Consider the following 11,725-nt stretch of genomic DNA (forward strand, 5'->3'; position numbering starts at 1 on the left):
ATGTAATGTTTAGGCATAATTATTATCAATATTTTCAAAGTGTATATTTTACACTTTGAAAAATGACTGCTAAAATATTAGATTTTCTTTAGATTTCAATGCAGTTGGTTCAATTTCTTTTACTAGCATGATATCTTTTATCGATTTTAAATTATCGATAAGTTTAATTAGATCTTCTTCGTCTATATAGTTTTTAATAAGCATGAAATAGTCAAAACTTGGTATTTCTGAAATTAGAACGCCATTTTCTAAGCTCTTATTGTTTATTATATAGTATTCGTACTCAAAATTTTCGCAACAATATCGATACACTGGAAAATGGTGAGTAACGATTTTATTTTTAGATTTTTCTGTAATAATATGGTAATCTAGTTCTTCTTGTAATTTAGATTTTAGGTTTCCATTATGATCAATGGGAGACTCCTTTCCAAACTGGAACTGCAAGCCAGTATGCTTGTTGATAAAGTGACAAAGTCTATAATCTCTTAATGATGAGCTAATACCTATTAAAGTGAAATCCAGCTCTAAGTCGAAGTCAAGATCTAATTTAAAAGTTACTTTGTTCAATTTTTTAGCGTAAATTGTTTGTTATACGAAATTACAATAAATATATATGATAAAGGAATATCTGTCTAAAAAAGTAAACTTTTCTTGTATTTGCTTGTTGGAATTAGTATTATTGATTTAAATATTTACAACCTTATTGGAGGTGAGAATAGGAGCTGTCACAGGCATTCGTTCTTATTATTTTGTACTTAAATATCTAAAAGGTTTGATATTTGAGTAAATTTATTTTTCTTTGCACAGATTTATTAAACAATTAAACTATTTAATCATGTCAGATATCGCATCAAGAGTAAAAGCAATTATCGTTGAAAAGTTAGGTGTAGATGAAAACGAAGTAACACCAGAAGCTTCTTTCACGAATGATTTAGGTGCAGACTCACTTGATACAGTTGAGTTGATCATGGAATTCGAAAAAGAATTTAACGTAGCAATTCCTGATGACCAAGCTGAAAACATCAGCACAGTTGGAGAAGCAGTTGCTTACTTAGAGAAAAACGTTAACTAACTAATTTTATTAGGCCAAACATAATAAATGGAGCTTAAGAGAGTAGTTGTAACAGGATTAGGCGCACTTACACCAATAGGTAACACAGTTCCCGAATTTTGGGAAGCGTTAGTTAATGGTGTAAGTGGTGCTGCTCCTATTACGCATTTTGATGCGTCTAAATTTAAAACTCAATTTGCTTGCGAAGTTAAAAATTTCGATCCTCTGCAATATATGGATCGGAAAGAAGCTCGCAAGGTTGATCCTTTTGTGCAATACGCTATTGCTTCTACTGATGAAGCAGTTAAGGATGCAGGATTGGATTTTGATAAATTAGACAGAAACCGTATTGGAGTCATTTGGGGAGCAGGTATTGGAGGATTAACTACTTTTACAGAAGAGATTTTTTCTTTTTCAAAAGGGGATGGGACACCACGTTTCAATCCATTCTTTATTCCTAAAATGCTTATTGATATCGCACCAGGACACATTTCAATGCGTCATGGATTGCGCGGGCCAAATTTTTCAGCAGTATCTGCTTGTGCGTCTGCTACCAATGCAATGATTGATGCATTTACTTATATCCGTATGGGTAGAGCAGATATCATTATTACTGGTGGTTCGGAAGCAACAGTAAACGAAGCTGGAATTGGAGGTTTTAATGCCATGCATGCTTTATCAACTCGCAATGACGACCCAAAAACCGCTTCGCGTCCTTTTGACAAGGATAGAGATGGATTTGTTTCAGGTGAAGGTTCAGGAGCCATTATATTAGAAAGTCTTGAACATGCGTTAGCGCGTGGTGCTAAGATTTATGCTGAAGTAGTGGGAGGTGGTATGAGTGCTGATGCACATCATATTACAGCTTCTCATCCAGATGGTCTGGGTGCCAAATTGGCGATGACTATGGCTGTTAAGGATGCTGGAATGGAGTTTTCGGACATTGATTATATCAATGTACATGGTACTTCAACTCCAGTGGGAGATATTAGCGAAACAAAAGCTATTGTTGATTTATTTGGCGAACATGCTTATAAATTGAACATTAGTTCTACTAAGTCAATGACTGGTCACTTGTTGGGTGCAGCTGGTGCTGTAGAGGCAATTGCTTCTATTCTAGCTGTAAAAAATGATGTTGTCCCTCCGACGATTAATCATTTTACAGATGATCCAGAAATTGATAACAATTTGAATTTTACATTCAATACAGCTCAAAATCGCGTCGTAAATGCGGCATTGAGTAATACTTTTGGATTCGGTGGTCACAATGCTACTGTAATCGTTAAAAAGTATGTAGGTTAGTATTGAATAAAGATAAATGGATAAATAGGTAGTTTATATTTTTAAACTACCTATTTCTTCTTTGTAGAGTTTGGGAAATGCCATTACATATTTATAAGTTATATTTTTCATCTAACAAAGCTTACTACAAGAAGCTTAAAAATATACTTGGTTTTGTGCCAGGGAATGTCAAGTTGTATCAGATGGCATTTCGACACAAATCTGTAGCTGTTGCTATAAAAGATGGTGTAAAAAATAGTAACGAACGCCTTGAATTTTTGGGTGATGCTGTGTTGGGGTCTGTGGTGGCTGAGTTGTTGTTTAAATTGTATCCTTACAAAGGTGAAGGCTTTTTGACGGAGATGCGTTCCAAAATTGTCTCTCGTGCCAATCTCAACCAATTGTCTCGTAAATTGGGTTTCGACCATTTAATTCAGTATGATTCTCGTATGATATCCTACCCGACGAAACAGGGTTCGCTTTTGGGTGATGCTTTTGAAGCGGTTGTGGGAGCTATTTATCTGGATAAGGGGTATCAGTTTACTAAAGAATTTTTGTTGACTCGTATTATCGAGCCCCATGTAGACATTGAGACATTAGAGATTACAGAATCTAATTTCAAAAGTCGTCTAATCGAATGGTGTCAACAAGAAGGTAAGGAGGTGATTTTTAATCTTATTGAAAATCCTGAAGGCGAGTCTTCTAAGATGTTTAGTATCGAAGTCGTGGTGAATGGAGAAGTGTGTGGTGTAGGTCGTGATTTCAATAAAAAAAGTGCCGAAAAGCTAGCCGCTGAGAAAGCTTGTGAATATCTAAGAATTCTATAGTTTTACTCAAGGATAATCTTATCGCTTGATTTTTCATATTCACTTTGTTATCTTACCTTTGCAGCATGGCAGCAATCAAACCATCATTAGCAAAAGGTACACGTGATTTTTCTCCTGCCGAAATGGAGAAAAGAAATTATATTTTCAATACCCTAAAAACTGTTTTCAAAAAGTTTGGATACAATGAAATCCAAACTCCTTCTTTCGAAAATCTATCTACTTTGACAGGTAAATACGGAGATGAAGGTGATAAATTGATTTTCAAAATCTTGAATTCTGGTGATTACTTGTCTAAAGTTTCAGACGAACAATTAGCAGAACGTAACTCGAACAAATTAATTCCACATATTTCAGAAAAAGCGCTTCGTTATGATTTGACCGTTCCTTTTGCAAGGTACGTTGTGATGCATCAAAATGATATTGCTTTACCATTTAAGCGTTTTCAAATCCAACCAGTTTGGCGTGCAGATCGTCCACAGCGTGGTCGCTACCGCGAATTTTATCAATGTGATGTTGATGTCGTTGGTTCAGAAAGCTTATTGAATGAAGCAGAATTTATATTGATATACCAAGAAGCTTTGAAAGCTTTAGGCTTAATAGATTTTACAATTAAGATTAATAACCGAAAAATCTTAACAGGTATAGCAGAAATTATTGGTAAACCTGAACTTATCGTTGACATGACCGTCGCTATTGATAAGTTGGATAAAATTGGTTTGGATGGTGTTAATAAAGAATTGATGGAAAGAGGTTTTACCAACGAGGATTTAGAAACATTGAAGCCTATTATTGAATTGCAAGGTTCGAATGAAGAAAAGCTTTCGCAATTAAAAACTGTACTTGCTAGTTCGGAAACTGGATTAAAGGGCATTCAAGAGATTGAAGAGGTGTTTACATATGTAAAAGCTTTTTCGAGCAATCAAGTCTTAACACAATACGTAGAAGTAGATATTACGTTGGCGCGCGGTTTGAATTATTACACAGGTTGTATTTTCGAAGTGAAGACCAATGAGGTAGCGATGGGAAGTATCGGTGGTGGTGGTCGATACGACGACTTGACTGGTATGTTTGGTTTGAAAGGTTTGACTGGTGTTGGGGTTTCATTTGGAGCAGATCGTATATATGACGTTTTGGAAGAATTGAATTTATATCCAGAATCAAATTCGACTAGTACGAAAGTGTTGATTATTAATTTTGATAAAGCTATCGAATCATTTACACTTCCATTATTAGGAACTTTACGAAATGCAGGGATTGCAGCGGAGCTTTATCCAACTGCCGCTAAATTAAAAAAGCAAATGAGTTATGCAGATGCTAAAAGAATTCCATTTGTACTTCTAATTGGAGATGAAGAGAAAGAATCTGGCTTATTAAGCTTAAAGGATATGGATTCTGGAGAGCAAATCAAAATTGATCAACAGCAATTGATTCAACGTTTAAGTTAAGATATAAACCACATATTCGAACAATATGTGTTTTTTTTGAATATTAATATTTTTATCAATAGTTTTTATCCATTTGTGACAAAAATTTCTTAATTCACTAATTAAAAGTGTCCTAATTATCGATATAAATTGTTAGATTTGTAGTCGGTTAAGTAAGAAACAATACTTTAAAATGAGTTCAACACCTATAACAAAAGAGACATATCTAGAGTGGTATAAATCAATGCTACTCATGCGTAAATTTGAAGAGAAGGCAGGACAGCTTTACGGTCAGCAAAAAATCCGTGGATTTTGTCATTTATACATTGGTCAAGAAGCTGTTGTAGCTGGGACTGTATCGGCAACAAGACCTGAAGATACATTTATCACATCATATAGAGATCACGCTCAAGCATTAGCGAAAGGTGTATCTGCCAACGCATGTATGGCTGAACTTTATGGTAAAGCTACAGGATGTTCAAAAGGTAAAGGTGGGTCGATGCACTTTTTTGACAAATCTAAAGGTATGATGGGTGGTCACGGTATCGTGGGGGGCCAAATTCCGTTAGGTGCTGGACTTGCTTTTGCAGAGAAGTATTTAGGTACTGATAACGTGAACGTATGTTTCATGGGAGATGGTGCTGTACGTCAAGGTGCGTTAAATGAAACGTTCAACATGGCTATGTTGTGGAAATTACCTGTAATCTTTGTTTGTGAAAACAATGGTTACGCGATGGGTACTTCTGTACAACGTACGACAAACATGATGGATATTTATAAAATCGGTTTAGGCTTTGATATGCCATGTGCTCCTGTAGATGGTATGGATCCAGTAGCTGTACACAATGCGATGGACGAAGCAGTTCAGCGTGCTCGTGCTGGTGAAGGTCCTACATTCTTAGAAATTCGCACTTACCGTTACAAAGGTCACTCTATGTCTGACCCAGCAAAATACCGTACTAAAGAAGAATTAGAAGAGTACAAAGGCAGAGATCCATTATTGACAACTAAAGCAGCTATTTTAGAAAACAAGTATGCTGATGATGCATGGTTTGCAGAAGTAGAAGCTGAAGTGAAAAAAGTGGTTGATGATTCAGTGAAATTTGCAGAAGAGTCTCCATATCCTTCAGTTGACGAATTGTACAAAGATATCTATGTGCAAGAGGACTATCCATTTGTAATGGACTAATTGAAGAGAATTCAAGATTTTTATAAAAGATTTAATCTACTATAATAAATGGCTGAAGTAGTTAGAATGCCAAAAATGAGCGATACCATGACAGAAGGTGTAATCGCAAAATGGCACAAAAAAGTTGGTGATAAAGTAAATTCTGGAGACCTTTTAGCAGAGGTTGAGACAGATAAAGCTACAATGGATCTAGAGTCATACGACGAAGGTACATTGTTATATATAGGTCCAAAAGATGGCGAAGCAGTAGCAATTGATTCTATTATCGCAATCTTGGGTGAAGAAGGTGAAGATTTTCAAGATTTGTTAAGTGGTGATTCTGCGCCAGCAAAAGAAGAAGTTGCTGAAAAAAAAGCAGAAGAGGTTTCTGGGCAAGAATCTTCAGATAATACTGTTACTGCTGAAGATTTAGGTGTTACAGTAGTAACAATGCCTTTGTTGAGCGATACCATGAAAGAAGGTGTTATTGCGCAATGGAATTTCAAAGTAGGAGATACAATCAAATCTGATGACGCTATCGCAGACGTAGAGACTGATAAAGCAACAATGGAAGTAACAGCATATGCTGATGGTACATTGTTATATGTTGGTCTGGAAGCTGGTCAAGCAGCAAAGGTAAATGATATTATAGCTATCGTTGGTCCTGCGGGAACAGATATTACGCCATTATTGAATCAACCAAAAGCATCTTCAGCACCTAAAGCAGAAGAGAAAAAAGAAGAAAAAGCACCTGAAGCATCAACTACTTCTGCTCCAGCGGCTTCAAACTCTTCTTCATCAGATGACTCAAGAGTTAAGGCTTCTCCATTGGCACGTAAAATTGCTAAAGAAAAGGGAATTAACTTGAATGATGTTAAAGGTTCTGCTGATGGTGGTCGTATCGTGAAAAAAGATGTAGAGAACTTTGTTCCTGCTACTAAAACTGAAACTGCTCCGGCACAAGATTCAGCTAAATCTGAAACGAAAACTATTAGCTTACCAACTTTCGTTGGCGAAGAGAAATATACAGAAACAGGTGTATCGCAAATGCGTAAAACAATCGCTCGTCGCTTAGGTGAGTCTTTGTTTACAGCTCCACATTTCTATTTGACTGTGAGTATCGATATGGATAATGCGATTATTGCTCGTGCCCAAATTAATGAAGTAGCTCCAGTTAAAGTTTCATTTAATGATATGGTGATTAAGGCTGTTGCTGTAGCGTTGAAACAACATCCTGCTGTTAACTCATCATGGCAGGGAGACAAAATCAGATTTAATCAACATACCAACATCGGTGTTGCTATGGCTGTAGAGGATGGTTTGTTGGTTCCTGTTGTACGTTTTGCAGATGGTAAATCGTTATCACACATATCAGCAGAGGTAAAAGATTTCGCTGGTAAAGCTAAAACTAAAAAATTAACTCCTGCAGATTGGGAAGGTTCTACGTTTACAGTTTCAAACTTAGGTATGTTTGGTATTGATGAATTTACATCAATCATCAATTCTCCTGATGGTGCAATCTTATCTGTAGGTGCTATTCAACAGATTCCAGTAGTGAAAAATGGTGCTGTTGTACCTGGTAACGTAATGAAATTGACATTAGGTTGTGATCACCGAGTAGTGGATGGCGCAACAGGTGCTCAATTCTTACAAACATTAAAAGGATTATTAGAAGCTCCAATTCGTTTATTAGCGTAAAAAGATTGTTGCTTAACATAAATTAAGGCCACTTTATTAAATAAAGTGGCTTCTTTTTTGGGTTTTCTTTTATAAACGCTCTATATTTATTTGAATTCAAATATACTAGAAGAAACGTGGATAGATTAGTTAGTTTAATAGCAGTTTTCGTAAGTACAATTATTATTATTTCTTGTAATTCCGAAGCGAAGAAACAAGAAGAAGTTAGGCAAAAACAATCGGAATTAGATAGTATTTCTTTAATTTATAACCCTCAAGATGCTGACCCTCGTATTGATGAATTTATGCAGAAACTGCATAAGCGATCGGGTTTTAATGGTAATGTGTTAATTGCAAAGAAGGGTAAAATTCTTTATCAAAATTCTTTTGGTTGGGCGGATTATTTGCACAAAGATAGTTTACATATAGATTCAAAATTTGAATTAGCATCAGTATCTAAACCAATGACGGCTTTAGCTGTTTTACAATTAATAGAAAATGATAAAGTTGGTATAGATCAACTGGTCACAGATTTTTTTCCTGGTCTTCCATATGAGGGCGTGACTGTTCGACAGCTGTTAACTCATCGTTCAGGCTTGCCGAATTATGTTTATTTTGTTGACAAAATTTGGCCTGATCGTAAGAAAGGAATGTCTAATATGGATGCTATAAATTTGATGATTGAACATAAGCCTGCGCGATACGGGAAACCTGATGGACGCTTTCATTATAATAATTCCAACTATATGTTATTGGGAGCTATAGTTGAGAAAGTTTCGGGGCAAGATTTTGATACGTATATGCAAGAAAATGTGTTTAGGCCGGCGGGCATGAAAAATACGGCAGCATTATCGCGAGTGAAATATGAGAAAATTCCAACGGATGTAATTGGTCATGATCGTGTATGGCGTAGATCTGTCGTTCAAGATTATTTAGATGGTCCATTAGGTGATAAGGGAATATACAGTACGGTCAAGGACATGTATTTATTGGATAGAGCGCTAAAAGAAGGAAGGTTGTTAAATCAAGAGTTGTTAGATTCAGCGTATGTTCCACGTTCTGATGCAAAGCGTGGTTTGTTTAGCTATGGTTACGGGTGGCGTATGTTTACCTCAGGTAAAGAAAAAATTGTCTATCATACAGGTTGGTGGCACGGATTCAAAAATCTGTATATTAGAGATTTATCAAATGATGTCACAATAGTGCTATTGTCAAATATGGTCAACGGAAGTTTAAATCAGCTGGATGAGTTGTATAAAATTCTGGAAATGCCTATATTAAGACAAAATGCATATAACGCCTCTGGCGGTTTTGTTGAGTAATAAAATTATAATTTTAAGTATATGAAAAAGACATTGATTTTAGGTGCAAGCACTAATACGGCAAGATACTCTTATTTAGTAGCCAATAAGTTGGTTAGAAAAGGCTATCCAATCGTCAATGTTGGGCGTAAAGTGGGTGAAGTAGCAGGAGTTGAAATTCAACCAGCGGAGGATATACATACTGATATTGATACGATAACATTATATGTGGGGCCAAAAAATCAGCCGCCTTACTATGATTATATTCTTAATACAAAACCAAAGCGTGTTATCTTTAATCCAGGAACTGAAAACCAAGAGTTGTCGGAAAAATTGAAAGAAGCAGGAATAGAGTCAGTTGAAGCTTGTACTTTGGTCATGTTGAATACTGGACAATATTAACGTTTATTAAAATTGTGTCAAAGCGTATGGTGATTAACTATACGCTTTTTTTGTAATAAAATGGTTGTTTAGTTTTCTTAAAGGGTAATATAGTTTATTCTTTAAGGAAATATTCCAAGTATTTTTAGCTATTCCTACTTTGTAACTAAGAAGAAATAGTAAAATCAATTATGAAAATTCAATCACGTTTTATATTTATGGTATTTTTTATAGCCTTCACCAAATTTTGTTTTGCTCAATCTATATATGTTTCTAATAGCGGAAGTGATTCTAATAAAGGTACAAAAGGCTCTCCTTTGGCAACATTGGAGGCTGGCCTAAAGAAAGCTTCAATTCTAAAGAAGTCACAGAAAACTGCTGCACTAGAATTAGTAGTGTTGGAAGGGAAGTATCATTTAGCAAAAAGCATTTTGTTGGATGAATCTTATTCGGGCACAGCTAAAAATCCATTTATCATAAAGGCAGAAGAGGGGAAGCAAGTGGTATTAAATGCGGGAGTGTCGCTAGATAAGTTAGATTGGCAAAAAGGAGTTAACGGTATATGGCATGTTCGCGTAGCCAACAATATAGCTATTGAAGATTTGTATGCAGATGGCAAGAAATTAATAAAAGCTCGTTATCCAAACTATAATGCTAATATAAATCCTTTCAATGGCTACGCAGCTGATGCAATATCGCCTCAGCGTGTAAGTAAATGGAAAAATGCTGAAGGTGGATTCGTACACGCTTTGCATGAAGGTAAATGGGGCGGCTTTCACTTTATAATCAAAGGAAAGGATAAGGATGGAAATTTAATATTGGAAGGTGGGCAACAAAATAATCGTCCTAGCCCAATGCATAATACGTTCCGTTTTGTAGAAAATATCTTTGAAGAGTTGGATGCTGCTAACGAATGGTATTTTGATGCAAAGACTTCCACGCTTCATTACAAGCCCGAAGAAGGAAAAAATCCAAATACACTAAAATTCGAAACGGCTAGATTGGAGAGTATTTTCACTATTAAGGGAAATAAAAAGCCAGTTCAATATATTCAAATAAAAGGATTCGACTATGTAAATACGGCACCAACCTTTATGAAGACAAGTGAACCCTTATTGCGTAGTGATTGGACAATATATAGGCAAGGAGCAGTTATTTTGGAAAACACGGAAAACTGTGAGGTGTCGTCGTCTAACTTTTATAATCTCGGTGGTAATGCTGTATTTGTAAGCAATTACAATAGGGAATTAAAGGTTTCCGGAAATCTAATTGAGAATATAGGGGCAAGTGCAGTATCTTTTGTGGGGGACCCAAATGCAGTGCGTTCACCATCGTTCCGATACGAGGAATTTGTTAAAGAGGTAGATTTAGATATAGTTGAAGGTTCTAAAACACAGAATTATCCAAAGGACTGTGAGGTAAGCAATAACTTAATACGTGATATTGGACTAGTTGAAAAGCAGGTAGCTGGTGTTCAAATTGCCATGGCTGAATCTATTCGTGTATTACACAATACGATTTATAATATTCCAAGAGCGGGTATTAATGTAGGTGATGGAACTTGGGGTGGTCATGATATTGCTTTTAATGATGTGTTTAATACGGTTTTGGAAACAAGCGACCATGGGGCATTCAACTCTTGGGGACGTGATAGATATTGGCATCCAGACCGTAAAGTGATGGATGAATTGGTTGAACGTCGTCCTGAGCTGATTCTGTTGGATGCAATCAAGATTACTAAGATTAGAAATAATAGATTTCGTTGTGACCACGGATGGGATATAGATTTGGATGATGGTTCTACTAATTATGAGATTTATAACAATCTATGTCTACAAGGAGGAATCAAGCTACGTGAGGGATTTCATCGTAAAGTATATAATAATATTATGCTAAATAATGGTTTTCATCCACATGTCTGGTTCAAGAATAGTCACGATGTGTTTACGAACAATATTGTCATGTCATCTCATCAAGATATCAGGGTCGATTATTGGGGAGGCAAAGTAGATGAAAATTATTATATAAAAGCTTCTGATTTACTAAAAGATCAGAAGAAAGGTTTGGAAAAAAATGGAGTATTGATTACACCGACATTTAGGGATCCAACAAAAGGAGATTTTACATTGACGGAGAATTTACCTACTGGGTTTAAGAATTTTGATATGGATAATTTTGGTGTAACGTGTCCAAGGTTGAAGAAAATGGCAGCTTTTCCAGAAATACCAGAATTGACTTATAATAAATCAGATCAAGTTGAAGCGCACAAATCATGGAGTTATAAAGGGGCGACCTTAAAATCTATTGAGACATTGGGTGAGCAATCAGCAGCGGGTTTGCCAAGTATAGATGGTGTCATGATTGTCGGTTTTGATGAAAATTCCTATTTGAAGTATAATGGGTTTTTGATGAATGATGTAATCGTGGCTTGTGAAGGTCAAGAAGTGAAAAATACCAATGATTTAGAGCAAATAATTCAAAAAGTGCATTATTATCACAAGATTGGCTTTACCATTTATAGAAATCAAAAGAAACAGGATTTGTTGTTAGAGTTGTAGTATATAATTCAATAAAATAGAGAAGGAGACCAAATTAGTCTCCTTCTCGTTTATAAG

At 35.8% G+C, this 11,725-nt stretch carries 10 protein-coding genes; 9 read left to right on the top strand and 1 reads right to left on the bottom strand.

Going from position 1 to position 11,725, the window contains the following annotated elements:
* Positions 1–69 precede the first annotated feature (69 nt).
* A complete protein-coding gene (locus tag GOQ17_RS00205) occupies positions 70–567 on the bottom strand; it encodes an IPExxxVDY family protein (protein WP_159633047.1) in 498 nt (165 codons plus the stop codon).
* A gap of 268 nt (positions 568–835) precedes the next feature.
* On the opposite strand from GOQ17_RS00205, the gene GOQ17_RS00210 reads away from it, so the two are divergent.
* The 9 genes from GOQ17_RS00210 to GOQ17_RS00250 all read left to right on the top strand — a co-directional run bounded on the left by GOQ17_RS00210 (position 836) and on the right by GOQ17_RS00250 (position 11,668).
* Entirely contained in the window at positions 836–1,072 is a 237-nt protein-coding gene (locus GOQ17_RS00210) for an acyl carrier protein (RefSeq protein WP_159633049.1), read from the top strand.
* Between the two features lie 27 nt (positions 1,073–1,099).
* Positions 1,100–2,353: a beta-ketoacyl-ACP synthase II gene (gene fabF / locus GOQ17_RS00215; RefSeq protein ID WP_159633052.1), complete on the top strand. Its 1,254-nt coding sequence runs from the start codon at positions 1,100–1,102 to the stop codon at positions 2,351–2,353.
* Between the two features lie 77 nt (positions 2,354–2,430).
* On the top strand, positions 2,431–3,159 hold the full coding sequence (gene rnc / locus GOQ17_RS00220; RefSeq protein WP_159633055.1) for a ribonuclease III: 729 nt from the start codon (positions 2,431–2,433) through the stop codon (positions 3,157–3,159).
* A gap of 65 nt (positions 3,160–3,224) precedes the next feature.
* Complete coding sequence (gene hisS, locus GOQ17_RS00225) at positions 3,225–4,604, top strand: histidine--tRNA ligase (RefSeq protein WP_159633058.1); 1,380 nt, start codon at positions 3,225–3,227, stop codon at positions 4,602–4,604.
* 172 nt (positions 4,605–4,776) lie between these two features.
* Complete coding sequence (gene pdhA, locus GOQ17_RS00230) at positions 4,777–5,772, top strand: pyruvate dehydrogenase (acetyl-transferring) E1 component subunit alpha (RefSeq protein WP_159633061.1); 996 nt, start codon at positions 4,777–4,779, stop codon at positions 5,770–5,772.
* A 48-nt stretch (positions 5,773–5,820) separates the two neighbouring features.
* Positions 5,821–7,449, top strand: coding sequence for a dihydrolipoyl dehydrogenase family protein (locus GOQ17_RS00235; protein WP_159633064.1), 1,629 nt, complete (start codon positions 5,821–5,823; stop codon positions 7,447–7,449).
* Positions 7,450–7,565: 116 nt separating this feature from the next.
* The gene (locus tag GOQ17_RS00240; RefSeq protein WP_159633067.1) at positions 7,566–8,750 is read left to right on the top strand and encodes a serine hydrolase domain-containing protein; all 1,185 of its coding nucleotides are present in this window, start codon (positions 7,566–7,568) and stop codon (positions 8,748–8,750) included.
* A gap of 21 nt (positions 8,751–8,771) precedes the next feature.
* On the top strand, positions 8,772–9,131 hold the full coding sequence (locus tag GOQ17_RS00245) for a CoA-binding protein (RefSeq protein ID WP_159633070.1): 360 nt from the start codon (positions 8,772–8,774) through the stop codon (positions 9,129–9,131).
* 170 nt (positions 9,132–9,301) lie between these two features.
* A complete protein-coding gene (locus tag GOQ17_RS00250) occupies positions 9,302–11,668 on the top strand; it encodes a PDZ domain-containing protein (protein WP_159633073.1) in 2,367 nt (788 codons plus the stop codon).
* Positions 11,669–11,725 lie beyond the last annotated feature (57 nt).

This window comes from Sphingobacterium composti (assembly GCF_009829075.1).
Lineage (GTDB): Bacteria > Bacteroidota > Bacteroidia > Sphingobacteriales > Sphingobacteriaceae > Sphingobacterium > Sphingobacterium composti.

Bases quoted from the DNA above. Each gene is read 5' to 3' on its own strand.
- pdhA (WP_159633061.1), top strand. From the start codon at position 4,777: ATGAGTTCAACACCTATAACAAAAGAGACATATCTAGAGTGGTATAAA.
- GOQ17_RS00250 (WP_159633073.1), top strand. From the start codon at position 9,302: ATGAAAATTCAATCACGTTTTATATTTATGGTATTTTTTATAGCCTTC.
- GOQ17_RS00210 (WP_159633049.1), top strand. From the start codon at position 836: ATGTCAGATATCGCATCAAGAGTAAAAGCAATTATCGTTGAAAAGTTA.
- fabF (WP_159633052.1), top strand. From the start codon at position 1,100: ATGGAGCTTAAGAGAGTAGTTGTAACAGGATTAGGCGCACTTACACCA.
- GOQ17_RS00235 (WP_159633064.1), top strand. From the start codon at position 5,821: ATGGCTGAAGTAGTTAGAATGCCAAAAATGAGCGATACCATGACAGAA.
- rnc (WP_159633055.1), top strand. From the start codon at position 2,431: ATGCCATTACATATTTATAAGTTATATTTTTCATCTAACAAAGCTTAC.
- GOQ17_RS00245 (WP_159633070.1), top strand. From the start codon at position 8,772: ATGAAAAAGACATTGATTTTAGGTGCAAGCACTAATACGGCAAGATAC.
- hisS (WP_159633058.1), top strand. From the start codon at position 3,225: ATGGCAGCAATCAAACCATCATTAGCAAAAGGTACACGTGATTTTTCT.